The 15036-nt window shown below is 71.4% G+C and carries 11 protein-coding genes; 4 read left to right on the top strand and 7 right to left on the bottom strand.

Going from position 1 to position 15036, the window contains the following annotated elements; all coding sequences use genetic code 11:
• Nucleotides 1-544 precede the first annotated feature (544 nt).
• Entirely contained in the window at nucleotides 545-2017 is a 1473-nt protein-coding gene (locus ACIBI5_RS51575) for a phosphodiester glycosidase family protein (RefSeq protein WP_397258754.1), read from the bottom strand.
• A 246-nt stretch (nucleotides 2018-2263) separates the two neighbouring features.
• Here ACIBI5_RS51575 and ACIBI5_RS51580 point away from each other — a divergent pair, with 246 nt between their 5' ends.
• Both ACIBI5_RS51580 and trpS read left to right on the top strand, forming a co-directional pair.
• Nucleotides 2264-2413 carry a hypothetical protein gene (locus ACIBI5_RS51580; RefSeq protein ID WP_184967311.1) on the top strand — a complete coding sequence of 50 codons (150 nt, stop codon included), beginning with the start codon at nucleotides 2264-2266 and terminating at the stop codon, nucleotides 2411-2413.
• Nucleotides 2414-2594: 181 nt separating this feature from the next.
• Entirely contained in the window at nucleotides 2595-3557 is a 963-nt protein-coding gene (gene trpS / locus ACIBI5_RS51585; RefSeq protein WP_397258756.1) for a tryptophan--tRNA ligase, read from the top strand.
• Between the two features lie 288 nt (nucleotides 3558-3845).
• Here trpS and ACIBI5_RS51590 read toward each other — a convergent pair whose 3' ends face one another.
• The 4 genes from ACIBI5_RS51590 to ACIBI5_RS51605 form a co-directional block, all read right to left on the bottom strand.
• On the bottom strand, nucleotides 3846-4220 hold the full coding sequence (locus ACIBI5_RS51590) for a cupin domain-containing protein (RefSeq protein WP_184967307.1): 375 nt from the start codon (nucleotides 4218-4220) through the stop codon (nucleotides 3846-3848).
• Nucleotides 4221-4243: 23 nt separating this feature from the next.
• A complete protein-coding gene (locus tag ACIBI5_RS51595) occupies nucleotides 4244-5860 on the bottom strand; it encodes a PucR family transcriptional regulator (RefSeq protein ID WP_397258758.1) in 1617 nt (538 codons plus the stop codon).
• A gap of 101 nt (nucleotides 5861-5961) precedes the next feature.
• Nucleotides 5962-7569 carry an AMP-binding protein gene (locus ACIBI5_RS51600; RefSeq protein ID WP_397258760.1) on the bottom strand — a complete coding sequence of 536 codons (1608 nt, stop codon included), beginning with the start codon at nucleotides 7567-7569 and terminating at the stop codon, nucleotides 5962-5964.
• A 13-nt stretch (nucleotides 7570-7582) separates the two neighbouring features.
• Nucleotides 7583-8284, bottom strand: a complete 702-nt coding sequence (locus ACIBI5_RS51605) for a TetR/AcrR family transcriptional regulator C-terminal domain-containing protein (protein WP_397258762.1) — start codon at nucleotides 8282-8284, stop codon at nucleotides 7583-7585.
• Nucleotides 8285-8339: 55 nt separating this feature from the next.
• On the opposite strand from ACIBI5_RS51605, the gene ACIBI5_RS51610 reads away from it, so the two are divergent.
• Nucleotides 8340-9800 carry an MFS transporter gene (locus ACIBI5_RS51610; protein ID WP_397258764.1) on the top strand — a complete coding sequence of 487 codons (1461 nt, stop codon included), beginning with the start codon at nucleotides 8340-8342 and terminating at the stop codon, nucleotides 9798-9800.
• Here the strand turns inward: ACIBI5_RS51610 and ACIBI5_RS51615 are convergent.
• Complete coding sequence (locus ACIBI5_RS51615) at nucleotides 9797-10501, bottom strand: alternative oxidase (protein ID WP_397258766.1); 705 nt, start codon at nucleotides 10499-10501, stop codon at nucleotides 9797-9799. The two genes, ACIBI5_RS51610 and ACIBI5_RS51615, sit on opposite strands and share 4 nt — an antisense overlap.
• 239 nt (nucleotides 10502-10740) lie before the next feature.
• Between ACIBI5_RS51615 and ACIBI5_RS51620 the strand changes: the two genes are divergently transcribed.
• Nucleotides 10741-11628 carry a DUF6531 domain-containing protein gene (locus ACIBI5_RS51620; protein ID WP_397258768.1) on the top strand — a complete coding sequence of 296 codons (888 nt, stop codon included), beginning with the start codon at nucleotides 10741-10743 and terminating at the stop codon, nucleotides 11626-11628.
• Here the strand turns inward: ACIBI5_RS51620 and ACIBI5_RS51625 are convergent.
• Nucleotides 11601-14978 carry an FHA domain-containing protein gene (locus ACIBI5_RS51625; RefSeq protein WP_397258770.1) on the bottom strand — a complete coding sequence of 1126 codons (3378 nt, stop codon included), beginning with the start codon at nucleotides 14976-14978 and terminating at the stop codon, nucleotides 11601-11603. The genes ACIBI5_RS51620 and ACIBI5_RS51625 overlap by 28 nt on opposite strands.
• Between the last annotated feature and the right edge of the window lie 58 nt (nucleotides 14979-15036).

Here is a 15036-nt window from a genome sequence, read left to right on the forward strand (position 1 = left end):
AGTTAAGCTTCTCAGCGCCGATGGTACTGCACTCGGGAGGGTGTGGGAGAGTAGGTCACCGCCGCACAAACACGTATGCACGATGAAGGGGTCCAGCCTTAGGGTTGGGCCCCTTTTTCGCGTTCACCCCACCACGCAACACGCAACACGACCTTCGTGCGCGCCTCCCACCACACCACCCCGCCTGCACTTCCACCCCCGCCTGCACCCTCCATCCCCGCCTGCACCTCCACCACACGACCCCCCTCATGCGCCTCCACACACGATCCCCGCTGGCTGAGGCTCGCCACCACCGCCCGGCGGGGCACGCTCGGCCCCGCCCCGGCGAGACCTCTGCCACCTCGCCTCGCTTGCCCTCCCGCCCCCGCGGTCTCCCCGACGCTTGTCTGGCGCCGGTGTGGCGAGCATCCCCGCGGGCGCGAACGGCGCAACGCGGACAGACGTCAAGGGACGCTCCCGCGTGGCTCGTGTTTGCTGGGTTGGTGTGGCTGCGGTGGGGTGGGGGTGTGGGGCGCTTCGGTGGTGGCCGGGCGCCCCCTTTTCGCTACCTGGGGAGGACTAGCAGGGCGTCGCCCACGGCTCGTTCGGCGCCGTCAGAAGGCTTGTTGACCACCTTGTTCTTGACCACCATCGCCGTAGAACCGCCCCCGTCCAGGTTGATCGCCTGGACGGCGCCGAGCCAGCGCATCAGCTGGGCGGCCTCCACCATGTTGGCTCCCACTGTCTCGCCGGGCTTGCGGCCGTCCACGGTGGCGAGGATCAGGCTGCCGTTCCTGGTGACGCCGGCGAGGGTACGCGGGTGCCGGCGGAGGATCATGTTGACCGAGTCGTGCCCGTCGCGCTTGGCCATGACCTTGACCCGGCCGTTGCGGACGAGGCCGACCCCGCCGGCGACCACGTTCAGGTTGGGGGTGAGGGCCAGGCGCTTGCCGGTGCGCAGGTCCACGAGTTTGGTGTCGATCTTGACGGTCCAGGTGTCCATGGCGTGCTGGCCCAGCCATTCGGCTGCCGCGCCCACGCCGTGCAGGACTCGGTGGCCGGCCGGGACCGCGGCGCCCGCGGCGCGTACGGCGACCACCTTGCCGTTGGCGTCCAGGACGACGTCGGCGCCGCCGTCGGCGGGGGTCTTGGCGCCCCACTCCTCGGTGTAGAGGACGAGTTCGTCGACCGCGGTGGGGCGGTTGATGCCGTTGACGTTGAGGGTCTGGCCGTCCTGGGACACGGCGGTGATGGTGGACTTCAGCTCGGTGATGGTGGCTTTGCGGCCTCTCAGGACGATGGCGGCGCGGCCGGGGACGGGTTCGCTCAGGAGCTTGCCCGCGACCACCGAAGCGCCGAGGGGGTCTCCGCGCAGGGCCTTCGAGGCGTGAATGTTGAAGAAGCCGCCGTTGATCGCGGCCAGGGCGCCGGCCGCCTTGGCCATGGCGGAGGTCGTCTCGCGCTTGGCGACGCTGGTGCCGAGGCTGGCGCCGTACGAGCCGCGGAACTTCTTGGCGTCGATCATGAGGACGTTCAGGTTCCACGGGCCGGTCGTGTCGACGCCGTCGTCGCCGAGGTAGTCGACCTTGGACTTGATGCCCGCGTCCTTCAGGGCCTTGACGGTCTCTTCGGCCTTCTTCTTGTCCTGCAGGGACCAGAGGCCGACCCGGACCATGAAGATCTCCTGGGCCGGGGCGTCGGCCACGGCGGGGCGGATAAACTGCTGGACGCTGGGGATCTGGCCGGCGGCCTCGACCTCGGCGGCCTTGGCATCGGCGGTCGCGCGGGTGCCGTAGTCGCGGCCGCTGGGCATGAGCACGCTGACGCTGTAGCCCTGGGTGGCGGTGCCGGCCCGGACTTTGTACATGTCGATGCCGCCGGCGACCGCTTTCTGCGTCTTGGTCGGTACGGTGGCCGTTCCCAACGGGAACTTGGAGGAGGGGAACGTCACCGCCAGCTCCTTGGCGGCGACTGGCACGGTGGCGGCCGTGATCGCGGTGGCCAGGGACAGGCCGACGACGAGGGTGCGTCGAGACATCAAAAGACTCCAGGGTGCCGATAACAATCCGGACTATCCTGGCGCTCCCGCTTGGCCGGGGTGGGGGAACACGCCCGTGGTTACGAGATTGACATCAGCAACTAGCGAAAGGGCCCATGCCTGCGGCGATTGAATGGTCAAAATGGGGGAGTACATGGGATTCTGCTGCGCCACAGGACCGGCCGGGGTTACCTTTCGGTAGGCCGTATTTCGAGCGGCACGAACTTTCCCCGAGAGGCAGCCGTTATGGGGCTGAGCATCCTCCTTGTGATCTTCGCGAGCGTCGTCCTGGGGTTCATCCTGGGCGCGTTCGTGGCGCGTCCCCGTCGGTGGGATCTGTACATCTGCGCAGACGACACCATCCACGCCGACATGTCGCACGATCACCGCACGTAGTCACGAGCCGGCGCAAGCCGTACAGAATCTGGGTCCTGTACGGCTTGCGCCTACAATGGAGTCATGACCCGAATCTGCATGTGGTGGCGGCCGCCCGGCGGCCGCTGACCTTCGCATGCGAAAAGGCCGTCCTCGGACGGCCTTTTGTGGTGTCTGGGGACGTCCGGAAAGGAATCCCAGAATGAACCACGTCGTGTTGACCGGCGACCGGCCGACCGGACCGCTCCATCTCGGCCACTACTTCGGCTCGCTCGCCAATCGGGTGGAGCTGCAGCATCGGCACCGGATGTACGTGCTCGTCGCCGACTATCAGGTGATCACCGACCGTGACCTGCCCGGGGAGATCCAGCGCAACATCACGGAGCTGCTGCTCGACTATCTCGCGATCGGGCTCGACCCGGCCAGGGTGACGATCTTCCAGCACAGTGCGGTGCCGGAGCTGAACCAGTTGCTGCTGCCGTTCCTGAGCCTGGTGTCGATGGCCGAACTGCAGCGGAACCCGACCGTCAAGGACGAGATCCTGCACAGTTCGCAGAGTGCGGTGAGTGGGCTGATGTTCACCTATCCGGTGCATCAGGCGGCCGACATCCTGTTCTGCAAGGGCACGCTGGTGCCGGTCGGGCGGGACCAGTTGCCGCACGTGGAGGTGACGCGGCTCGTGGCGCGGCGCTTCAACGAACGGTATGGGAAGGTCTTTCCCCTACCGGAGGCGATGATGGGCGCGCAGCCCAGCCTCAAGGGGCTCGACGGCGGCAAGATGAGCAAGAGCCGGGGCAACTCCATCCCGCTCAAGGCCACCGAGGACGAGACGGCCGCGCTGATCCGCCGCGCGGTCACCGACGCCGACCGCCGCATCACCTTCGACGAGGAACGGCGGCCGGGCGTTTCCGGCCTGCTCACGCTGGCCGGGCTGTGCCTGGACCGCCCGCCGGGGGAACTCGCCGAGGAGATCGGGGACGGCGGCGCCGCCCGCCTCAAGTCCGTCACCACGGACGCGGTCAACGACTTCCTGCGCCCGATCAGGAAACGCCGCGCCGACCTGGACGAGGGGGCCGTGCGGGCGGTCCTGCGCGAGGGCAACGCCACGGCTCGCGAGCGCGCCACCCTCACCCTTGAGGAGGTACGGCGGGCCATGGGTTTCTGAAGGACCCCGAACCCTGTCCGAAACCCCGAGGGCGGAGGCCGAGGATTCCGGCGGTGAAGGCCCGCCGGGATCCCCTCTGCCGGTGGTGGAAGGCGGCAGAGGGGTCAGAGGGGGAGGGCGGACGGGGCGCGTGCCGGGAGGCGGCGCGGGTGACGGCCGAAGGACTCGGGCCCGATGGCGACCAGGGAGCCGGGCCCGGGAGGTGGCGGGGGTGTCGGGCCGGGGGGTGGGAGGGGCGGTTGGACCGAGGAGGTGGCGGGCCGGGGTGGCTAAAGGGGAGTGGTGGGGTTAGCGGGATTGGTAGACCTTGCGGAGGGTTTCGTGGACGATCCATGTCGTCTTCGCGCCGTCCGCCAGCAACGCCACATCCCCCGGCCCCACCTCGATCGTGGTCCCGCCCTCGACGGCGATCGTCGCCCGCCCCGACAGCACCACGAACATCTCGTCCGTCTCCACGTCGGTGACCACGCCGGGCGTGATCTCCCAGATGCCGCGTCCGTTGCCGAGGTCCATGGAGGAGGTGGCGGGGTCGCCGGCGACGATCTGGTCGGGGTGGAGTTCGTCGGGCGTCAGCCGTACCTCGTGGACGGGGACGGCGAACGCGCCCGCGGTGGCGAGCATGGGGCCCAGCGCGGCGGGCTCGGGCACGAAGAGGTCAGGCATGAACGTCCTTGGTCCGGTTTGCTTCAGCGATTCTCGCGACGGAATGACTCCAGCGCCAGCAACGCCACGTGCAGCGACAGGCACGACTCGACATCGTCCAGGTCGGTGTCCAGGATGCGCTCCAGGCGGCGCAGCCGATCGTAGAACGCGGGCCTGGACAGGTGGGCCTTCTGGGCGGCGACCGCCTTGTTGCGGCCGGAGTCCAGGTAGATGCGCAGGATCCTGGTGAGGTCGCCGCCGCGCTGGGCGTCGTGGGCCAGGAGCGCGCCGAGTTCGCGTTCGGCGAAGGTCTGCATTCTGGCGTCGTCGCGCAGCAGGTGGAGCAGCCCGCGCAGGCGCAGGTCGGGCAGCCGGTAGTAGGCGCGGCCGTCGGGCTGGCGCACGGCGACGTCGGCCACCTGCTCGGCCTCTAAAAAGCTGCGCCGCACGTCGCGGATCGACTCGACGACGGAACCCGCCGCGAGGACGAAGGCGGAGCCGGGCTTCCACAGCAGGCGCAGCCGGTCGGCCAGCGTGGTCAGCGCGGGTTCCGCGTGGGTACGCGGCGGCAGCGGCAGCAGGACGCCGACCCGGTCCTGGTCGAGGGCGCCGACCAGCGCGGGCAGCCGGGCGTCGCGGCAGGCGGCTGCGGTGGCCTCGGCCAGTTCGCCGAGCTGGGCCTGGCCGTCGAGTGCCTGGTCGACGGGTTCGGTCGGCCGGATGACGACGCTGATCAGCTTGCGCCCGGTGAGCGGGACGCCGACGGCGCGGGCGCGGGCGGCGGCCTCGTCGGGGTCGGAGTAGGCGTGGGTGAGGATGCCGGTGATGATCGTGCCGTGGGCCTGGCGTTCCAGGGATTCCTGGTGGCGTTCGAGCAGGCGGCCGAGGGCGAGGGTGGTGGCGGCGCGTTCGGCCAGCACGAGGTCGCGCGGTCCCGGCGGCACGTCGCAGAGCAGGATCAGCCGGCCCCAGTCCTGGCCGCGGGCGCCGACGGTGGTGACCAGCCAGCCGGAGGCGGGGTCGTAGGCGGTCCGGTCGGCGGGGGCCACGGCGCGTGACCTGGTCTCCCAGCCGGCGAGCAGCGCGCCGATGTCGCGGCCGGCGGATTCGCAGGCCAGCACCTGGTGGGCGAGGTTCTCCAGGAGGACGGGGCGGTTCGACAGCCGCGCGACCTGGGCGAGCACGTCGGCCGGCGAGGCGCCTTCGACCGACAGTTCGGTGAACACCTCGTGCAGTTGCTCGGAGGCGCGCAGCTCCTCCAGCTGGTTGTCGATGATCCAGGCGTGCACCGATTCGGTGATCTGCACGAACGGCGTCTCGCGGGTCAGCACGATCACCGGCAGCCCGTGCTCCTCGGCGGACTTGATCACGGCTCGGGGCAGTTCGCGGACGAACCGGCGCCCGAGCTCGACGACCAGCCCCGACGCGCCGACCTGGGCGAGCTCGGCGATGTAGTCGGCCAGCTTCTCGGGGTCGTCGGGCAGGGCCACGCCCGTGGTGAGGACGAGTTCGCCACCGCGCAACAGGTGCGCGATATCGGCGATCTCTCCGACGTGCACCCACCGCACCTTGGTGTCGAGCCGATCGGCCCCGGCGACCACACGCGGGTTTCCCCGGCGTACGGTCTCCAAGGCCAGGACATCGGCGATAGTGGGCAGCACGGCCCGAGCCTATCCGATCAGCCTGTAATTATGGACACCTGGCCCCTTACAAGATGTTATAGGCGAAATGGCGCTCTTCCTGGGATTTGTCCGTCAGGCTCCTAGCGGAAGGAGTCCTCGGTGAACTCCCGATCCGCCGCCTGCTCGCGCAGCTCGACCCGGCGGATCTTGCCGGAGATCGTCTTGGGCAGCTCGCCGAACTCCAGCCGCCTGATCCGCTTGTAGGGCGCCAGTTCCCGCCGCGAGTGCTCGAAGATCGCCCGCGCGGTCTCCTCCGTCGGCTCGTACCCGGGCGCGAGGGTCACGTAGGCCTTCGGTACGGCCAGCCGTACCGGATCGGGGGCGGGCACCACCGCGGCCTCCGCGACCGCTTCGTGCTCCAGCAGCACACTCTCCAGCTCGAACGGCGAGATGCGATAGTCTGAGGCCTTGAACACGTCGTCGGTGCGTCCGACATAGGTGATGTAGCCGTCGGCGTCCCGGGTGGCGACGTCGCCGGTGTGGTAGTAGCCGTCGGCGGTGCCCGAGTCCTGGCCGACGTAGCGGGCCATCAGGCCGAGCGGGCGGCGCTCGTCGAGAGGCAGGCAGATCTCGCCGTCGGTTCCGGGCTCGCCGGTCACCGGGTCGAGCAGGACCACGTCGTAGCCGGGCAGCGGGCGTCCCATCGAGCCGGGCTTGACCGGTACGCCGGATACGTTGCCGATCTGGGCGGTGGTCTCGGTCTGGCCGTAGCCGTCGCGGATCGTCAGGCCCCACGCCTTGGCGACCTGGTCGATGATCTCCGGGTTGAGCGGCTCGCCCGCGGCGACGGCCGTACGCAGGGAGAGCTGCCACGCGGCGAGGTCCTCCTGGATGAGCATGCGCCACACCGTCGGCGGCGCGCAGAACGTCGTCACCCGCTCGTCGCGCAGCACTTCGAGCAGCGCCTGCGCGGAGAAGCGCTGGTAGTCGTGCACCAGCACGGTCGCCCCCGCGTTCCACGGCGCGAAGACGTTGCTCCAGGCGTGCTTGGCCCAGCCCGGCGAGGAGATGTTGAGATGTACGTCGCCGGGCCGCAGCCCGATCCAGAACATCGTGGACAGGTGCCCGGCCGGGTAGGAGGCGTGCGTGTGCTCGACCAGCTTGGGCTGCGAGGTCGTGCCCGAGGTGAAGTAGAGCAGCATGGTGTCGCTCGCGAGCGTCGGCCCGTCGGGGGTGAAGTGCGGCTCGCCGTAGGAGTAGGTCCGCCAGCCGTCGGCGGCGCCGACGGAGATCTTCGTGTACGCCTCGCCGGTGAACTTCTCCGCGTCAGCGGCATTGGCGATGACATGCGCCACGCCGCCCCGGGCGACCCGCTCCTCGATGTCCTTGGCGGTCAGCAGCGTGGTGGCCGGGATGACGACCGCGCCCAGCTTGATCGCGGCCAGCATCGACTCCCACAGCTCCGCCTGGTTGCCCAGCATGAGCAGGATCCGGTCGCCGCGCCGTACCCCGGCCGAGCGCAGCCCGTTGGCCACCCGGTTGGAGCGTTCTGACAGCTCGGCGAAGGTGTAGGAGACCTTGCCGACGATGTTCAGGGCGACCGCGTCCGGCGACTCGGCCGCCAGTACGCCGTCGAACCAGTCCAGCGCCCAGTTGAACTCCGGAAGGTCGGGCCAGCGGAAGTCGCGGCGGGCGGTGTCGTAGTCGGACTGGAGCAGCAGGTCGCGCGCGGCTCGGAAATCGCTCATGACCGGAATCCTGCTACGTGACCAGGCGCGCCTCAAGACCGTCGAGCACCGTGTACAGGCCGAAGTCGAAACTCATCTCCCGGACCTCCTTGGGGTCGTGGGACTGCATCTCCTCGATGCGGGCCTGCATCTCCGGATAGCCGGCCACCGCGGACGCCACGGCCTCGCGCATGCCGTCCATGTCGGGCTGCCGGTCGTTGATGTACTCGTTCCAGACCGCCTCGGGGATCGTCATCCCGAAGACGTAGCCGGTGAGGGTGCTCGCCGCGTAGTCGATCTCCAGGCCCCTGAAGCCCGCCCGCGTGAGGGCCTTGCGCAGCTGGTCGCTGACGCGCAGCGCGTTGGGCCCGATGGCCGGCATGCGGCCGATGAGGCGGGCCGACCAGGGGTGCCGCAGGATGGCCTGGCGCATGCCCTTGCCGAAGGTGGCCGCGGAGTAGCGCCAGGTGATCTGCTCCGGGTCGGCCACCTCCATGTCCGCCCAGATCTCGTCGTAGGCGAGCTCCATGAGCTCGTCCTTGTTGGCGACGTACCAGTAGATGCTGGTCGCCCCGGCGTCGAGCTTGGCGCCCAGCTTGCGCATGCTGAGCCCCTCGGTGCCTTCGGTGTCGAGCAGTTCCAGAGCGGCGCGGACGATCTGCTCGCGGCTCAGGCCGGGAGAGGACCGGGGCGAGCGCGGTTCGCGGGTCCAGACGGAGGTGAACGGCTTGGTCACCCCTCCAGGATAAATGCTCTCGCACACTGTGCGAGAAGTATCGTACAGTGTGCGAGTGGAATCGAACACTGTGCGAGACCCCCGCCGCTGGTGGACGCTCGCTGTACTCTGCCTGGCCACGCTCGTGCTGGCCGTCGACGGGACCGTGCTGAACCTGGCCATCCCGACCCTCGTGCGGGATCTGGGCGCGACGCCCTCCGAGATCCAGTGGATCCTGGACGCCTACGTGCTGGTCTTCGCCGGTTTGCTCCTCACCGCCGGAAGCCTGTCCGACCGCTACGGCCGCAGGAAGATGCTGGTGATCGGCCTCGCGTTGTTCGGCGGCGCCTCCGCCCTCGCGGTCCTGGTGAGCGAGCCGTGGCACCTCATCGCCATGCGGACGCTCATGGGCGTCGGCGGATCGGTGCTCATGCCCTCGACCCTGTCCATCCTCATCACCGTCTTCGACGCGGAGGAACGCCGCAAGGCCATGGCCGCGTGGGGCGCCACGTCGATGATCGGCGTCGTCGCCGGGCCCACGCTGGGCGGCCTCATGCTGGAGAAGTGGGGCTGGGCCTCGGTCTTCCTCATCAACGTGCCGATCGCGGTGCTGGCGATCGTCGCCGCGATCGTCCTCATGCCCGAGTCGAAGGCCCCGGCCCGCAGGATCGACCCGGTCGGCGTGATCCTGTCCATCGTCGGCCTCACCTCGGCCGTCTACGTCATCATCGAGCGGGAGTGGAACGTCGTCGCGATCGCCTTGGCCGTGCTCGCGCTCGCCGCCTTCTTCGTCTGGGAGCGGCGCTCCGACCATCCGATGATGCCTCTGGAGCTGTTCAGGCAGCGCAACTTCAGCGGCGCTTCCTTCTCGATCCTGCTCATGTCCTTCGGGGCGGGCGCGCTGATGCTGATGCTGACGCAGTATCTGCAGTTCGTCCTCGGGTACGGGGCCATGCAGGCGGGGCTGGCGCTGGTGCCGTACGTGATCGCGGCGACCGTCTTCAACGCGGCCGGCGCGGGTCTGGGGCAGCGGGTGAGCAACCGGGCGCTCATCGCCTCGGGGCTGCTCGTGCTCGCCGTCGGGTTCGTCATCCTCGCCGTCACCACCGGGTACGGGCCCATGCTGGCCGGCCTCGTGGTCATGGGCATCGGCGGCGGCCTGGCCGGTCCCGCGGCCTACGCGACGCTCATGGGCGCGATCCCGGTGGAGCACGCCGGTGTCGGCTCGGCCATGAACGACACCGTCCAGCAGGTCGGCATGGCCCTCAGCATCGCCGTGCTCGGCAGCGTCCTGGCCGGGGTGTACACCTCGGCGATGCCGGAGAGCGCGCCCGCCCAGGCCAGGGCGTCGATCGGCGAGGCGCTCAGGCTGGGCGGCTGGGAAGGCCCCGCCCGCGAGGCCTTCACCACCGCGATGCACGTCGGATCCTGGATCGGTGCGGTCTTCTGCCTCCTGGCCGCCGTGCTCGCGCTCGCGGTCCTGCGTACGTCCGCTCCCAAGCAGGCGGAGCAGTCCGTCGAGGCGGCCATCGGTTAGGCCGCCACGCGCGGCTCGCGCATGTTCTCCAGGCTGTCGAGTTTGTGCACCCGCTCGTCGTGGCCGATCTGGCGCAGCAGGTCGGCCACCGAGCGGTAGCGGCCGTACTCGTCGGCGTAGGTGCCGGGGTCGGGCACGAACTCCAGGTCCGGGTTCTCGGCCACGAACGTCATGTACTCGTGCTCGGCGTGGTCCTCGAACTCGGCGTTCAGCCGGTAGCTCCAGTCGGGCCTGACCAGGAACAGCATCCACGAGACGTGGTAGTAGAACAGCGCGATCATCCACGGCGCCGCGCGGTGCAGCAGCCAGTTGCGCTTGAGCCCCTGCCGGTCGATCAGGTCTTCCATGATCAGCAGGTGGAACTGCTCGTTGTCCTGGTCGGCGCGGGCCTCGACGATCCGCTCGAAGACCCGTCTGGCCAGCCCGGAGCGGGTGCGGTGACGGTGGACCGCCCAGTAGCCCATGCGCTCCCACGCCTGGTACGGCACGCGGGCGATGATCTCCAGCATGGCGAACTTGGTGAACGAGCCTTCCTTGCCGTACATGATGTCGACCGGCTTGAACATCATCTTGGCCAGCAGGCTGTACTTCATGCGCGGGGTGTCCAGCGTCTCCTGCTGGGCGCGGCGCAGTTGGTCGCGGTCGAGCTTCGGCGGGCCGGGGTGGACGTCAGGGCGGGGAAGGGTGGCGGTGTTCGTCATCGGATCTCCTTGTTCGTGGTGATGATCCGATAGTGGGTGATCGGACCCCTCCCGGTCGTCGCCCCGCAGGCGGCTCTTGCCGTGCCTCAGCCGCGGTAGTGGGTGGCGGCGGCGTACACCGACAGGTGCACGGGATTCCCCCTAGGGGGCCCGGAAAAGATCTTGCTCGGAAGTTGAACCGCCGGGTGGGCCGGGTGCGTACAACGGGGCAGCCGAATTCCGTTCTGGGGAGATGGTCCATGGGTGTGCGGGAGGCGGTCGCATCGGGGGCTGGATCGGATCGCGCGTCCGCGCACGCCGGACCGATCCACTACGCGACCGGCACGGTGATCCTGCCGCAACACGACCTCGACCTGCCCGGACCGCCCGCGCTGCAACTGCGGCGCGTGCACCGGTCCGGTCACGGGGACGGACGGTGGTTCGGCCCGGCGTGGACCTCCACCTTCGACCAGCGGGCGGAGGTTCACGCCGACGGCGTGCACGTGTTCGCCGCCGACGGCGCCGCGCGCCTGTTCCCGCATCCCGGCGACGGGTCCGTGGCCGCCTGCCCGCCGCCGGGCGAGCGCGCCGGGCGCGCCCGCCTGAGCAGGATCCGGTACGGCTACGCCGTCACCGACCCCGGCACCGGCCTGACCACGCACTACACCGGCGCCGGCGACCGCCTTCCGCTGACCGCCGTGGACGGGGCGGGCGGCCGGACCGAGCTGCGCCACGGCCCGGACGGCGCCCCGGCCGAGGTGGTGAACGCCGCGGGCCGTGCCCTGGACGTCGAGACCGCCTCGGGCCGCGTCGTCGCGATCCGGCGGCGTGGCGAGCAACTGGCCGCCTACACCTACGACCGGGCGGGCAACCTGACCGAAGCCGCCTGCCAAGGACTGGTGCGGCGCTTCGCGTACGACCGGGCCGGCCGCGTCACCGAATGGGACGACGGCGACCGGCACGCCTACACCTACGACGCCCTCGGCCGGTGCGTACGCGTGTCAGGCCCGCTTGAGCTCACGCTGGAGTACGAGTCACGCGGCACCTCGGTCAGGGACGCCGAAGGCAACCACACCGTCTACCTGTACGACGGGCTGTCGCAGCTGGTCGAGCGCATCGACTACGCGCTCGACCCCCGCGCCAGCTGAACGAGCACGGTTCGCCCGGACACCGACAGGTAGCCGCGCCCCGGCGGACCCGCGACGTGCTCGTCGTTCTCCAGCACGAGCCCGTGGATCAGCGCGGCGGCCCGGTCGCGGGGGTTGAGCACGATGCGGGCGCCGGACCTGAACACCTCGGTCACGACCGCCGCCAGCGGATGCGGCCGTCCCTCCAGGATCGGCGTGGCGTCTCCCGCCAGGACCAGGACGTGCGCACCGAGGCTGGAGGCGGCCTCGTCGAGGAGCGTGGGCCGGTCGGCGGCGGTGACGGTCACCTGGTCGAAGTCGTCCACCACCACGGCGAACCGCTGCCGCCCCGCCACCGCCGCGCGCAGTTCCTCGTCGGCGAAGGCCGTGCCGGTGAGGACGCGCGCTCCGGCCAGCGCCGCGACGGGTGAACCTGGCGGGGCGATCACCAGGACGTCCACGCCCCGCTCGAGCAGGGCGCCGGCCAGCAGGAGCGCGGCGCCGCTGCGGCCGGAGCCCGGCGGGCCGGAGACCAGGACGGCGTGCGGCCCGGCGCCGAGTGGGTCCAGGCCGATCGTGGTCACGTCCTGGCCGCCCACGCCGATCGCGAGACCCGTGACCAGGCCGAGCTCGCCCGGCTCCACGATTGCGGGCATCGGCGGGAACGGCCGCGCGGCCGTCAACGGCGTGCGCGGCCGCGCCGGGACGGCGATCTGGACCACCTGGCCGGTCGCCGCGTCCGCCGCCCTGCCCGGCGGCCCGTGCCCGAGCAGCAGCCGGCGGGAGAACAGCACGTTGTCGCGCCGGCCGGCGGCGACCGTGTGGATGCCGGCAGCCGGGCCCCTGGTGACCAGGCGGCGCAGGATCCTCATCAGCGATCGCGCGTCGGGCCGCTCGAAGCGCTCCCAGCCGTCGACCACCAGGACGATCACCGGATCGCCAGGCCCGGCGGCAAGGCGGCGCTCGGCCTCGCCCGCGAGCCAGGTGATGACGCGACGGATCCGGTCCGGCTCGCCGCGGGAGACGACGGCCCCGCAGTGGGTGATGTAGGCGGCCAGCTCGCCGGGCTTGTCCTCGATCGCGTAGATCCAGGCGGGGTGCCGGGTCAGGGCGCTGATGAGCGTGCGGGCGAACGTGGTACGGCCGGATCCGGCGCGGCCCGCGACCAGCAGCCGGTCCGTGCCGCGCAGGTCGAACGCCGCGACGGGCTGGGCCTGGTGCGCGGGATCGTCGGCCAGGCCGTAGGGCACCGCCTGGGTCTTTCGCGGCAGGCCGTGCGGTAGCCGTACCGGATCGTGGAGGACCTCGGGCAGCGGCGGCGGGATGGGGCGGAACGGCGGCCGGGTTCCGCGGCGCTCGGCCGCGCCGACGATCGCCGCGACGGTGGACTCCAGGTCGGTGGGGATCTCGGCGGGCGGATCGGCGGGGCGTGGGTCGCCGAGCTCGGCCCACGACACCACGCGCACGCGGGCCGGAGCGCCCCACGAGGGCGGGGGGTCGCCGAGCCCGCCGGTCCTGAACAGGAGCGGATCGCCGCCCGCCCGCATGATCATGCCGAGGCCGCGGCGGCGGGAGGTGAGCGCCGTGACGAGCACGAGGTGCAGGCCGAGTTGGGCGTTCTCCACCGGCTGGGGCGGAGCGTGGTCCTCCTCGGCGATCACCACGAGGCGGGGCGGCGGTTCCGCGTGCGCGGCCAGGAGCGCGGTGCGCCGCTGCGCCTCGGCCGTCAGGGCCGTGCTCATGCGCGGTTCCCAGGCCGGGAACCACCCGGTCACGTGCGGGCACGGCGCGAACGGGCGCAGGCTCTCGCCGACGAGGACGAGGGCGAGCGTGTCCGGCGGGTTGGCCAGGAGCAGCGCGGCGACGAGGGCGCGCGCGAGGTCCGGCCCGGCCCCGCCCAGGCGCAGGCGGGACTCGGCGGCCACGTCCACGCCGACGGCCCCCGCCACCGACTCGCCGACCACCACCTTGGTCACCGGCGCGTCCGACCAGCGCACGGCGGGCGTCTCCATGCCGAGCAGGTCCAGCAGCCGCGCGGGCGCGTCGGGCTCGGCGCGATCGCGCAGCGGCGCCAGCGCGCGGGCGATGCGCCCGGCCGCCTCCGCGTCCACGTGCTCGGGCCGGATCGGCGCGGGCAGGCCGTCACCGGGCCGGGTGAGCAGCAGGTCGGTGCCGTCGAGTTCGCAGATGGCCCGGCACTCGCTCATCCCGCGGCGGTCGGCGCAGATCGTGTACACGCCTGCGGCCGGGCCGTCGCGCAGTACCTCGCGCAGGCCGGGCAACTCCCGCAGCGAGCGCGCGCCGTCCAGCAGCACGACCACCTCCTCGCCCTCCGGCGGGTCGGCGATCAGCGCCAGGAGCTCGGCCACGCGCTCGGCCCGCGTCTCCTCGGTGATGCCGATCAGGCACGGCACCCGCTCGCCGCCGCGCAGGTGCGGCAGCCAGCGCGTCCAGGCCAGATGCTCGCCGCCCCCCTCGGCCAGGATCACCAGCCGCAGCTCGGCGGGGGCGCGCAGGGTGGCGAGCTGCACCAGCAGCCAGCGCACCAGCCCGTCGACCGGCGGGCGCGGCCCCACGACACCGAGCACGCCGGCCTCCCGCAGATCCACGGCAGCCGGTACGGCGGGCTCACCCGCGACCCCCACCCGCAGCGTGAGCCCGTCGGGGGAGGCGGCGTCGCGCGACCACAGCCCGGGGCCCTCCCGCAGCGCGGCCAGGGTCAGGTCCAGCTCGTCGGGAACATGGTCGGACGGCGTCCCCGCCTCGCGGCGGGCGAGCGCGCGGTCGAAGGCGATCATGCCGTCGGCCCCGCGTACGGCATGCGGCCGCGCGGCCGGCAACGGCACCCAGCGCAGCAGGTCGTCGCCCACCTGGAGAATCTCCCCGTGCCGCAGCCGAACCGAGCCCGTCACCTGCTCGCCCCCCACCAGCGTGCCGTTGGTGGAGCCCAGGTCGGTGACGGTGAGCTCGCCGGTCACGCTCACCTCAAGGCGGACGTGGAGCCGGGAGACCCGGTGGTCGCGCACGAGACGGACGGCGGCGTCGTGGTCTCTGCCCACGACGTGCGCGCCGGGCGAGAGCCAGACGAGCCGCCCGGCGTCGGGGCCGCCGACGACCCGCAGACCGCCGGTGGCCCCCGCCGGTCTGGCCCGCTCGTCACGGGCCGGCTCGCCGACGCCGACGACTATCCCGGACACCAGCGGCCCGTTGGCGAAGGTGGCCTCGGGATCGAGCTTGGCGGAACCGGCGTAGCAGGGGCGCGGCGGCAGCGCGCCGAGCAGCGTGGAGAGCTTCGTGCCCGGCTCGGCCGCCACTTCGAGGTCGTGCTCGGCGGTCAGTTCGGGGTCGCGGACGGTCAGTCGTATGATCATCGAACCCTCGCAGGGCGGGGACCTCCAGCGTGCCTCGCGAAGTGCCCTTCTGTCCTGC

This window comes from Nonomuraea sp. NPDC050540, from assembly GCF_044457485.1.
GTDB lineage: Bacteria > Actinomycetota > Actinomycetes > Streptosporangiales > Streptosporangiaceae > Nonomuraea.

Excerpts from the sequence above, each read along its gene's own strand:
- ACIBI5_RS51575 (WP_397258754.1), bottom strand. The coding sequence starts at position 2,017 with ATGTCTCGACGCACCCTCGTCGTCGGCCTGTCCCTGGCCACCGCGATC.
- ACIBI5_RS51580 (WP_184967311.1), top strand. The coding sequence starts at position 2,264 with ATGGGGCTGAGCATCCTCCTTGTGATCTTCGCGAGCGTCGTCCTGGGG.
- trpS (WP_397258756.1), top strand. The coding sequence starts at position 2,595 with ATGAACCACGTCGTGTTGACCGGCGACCGGCCGACCGGACCGCTCCAT.
- ACIBI5_RS51590 (WP_184967307.1), bottom strand. The coding sequence starts at position 4,220 with ATGCCTGACCTCTTCGTGCCCGAGCCCGCCGCGCTGGGCCCCATGCTC.
- ACIBI5_RS51600 (WP_397258760.1), bottom strand. The coding sequence starts at position 7,569 with ATGAGCGATTTCCGAGCCGCGCGCGACCTGCTGCTCCAGTCCGACTAC.
- ACIBI5_RS51615 (WP_397258766.1), bottom strand. The coding sequence starts at position 10,501 with ATGACGAACACCGCCACCCTTCCCCGCCCTGACGTCCACCCCGGCCCG.
- ACIBI5_RS51620 (WP_397258768.1), top strand. The coding sequence starts at position 10,741 with ATGGGTGTGCGGGAGGCGGTCGCATCGGGGGCTGGATCGGATCGCGCG.
- ACIBI5_RS51625 (WP_397258770.1), bottom strand. The coding sequence starts at position 14,978 with ATGATCATACGACTGACCGTCCGCGACCCCGAACTGACCGCCGAGCAC.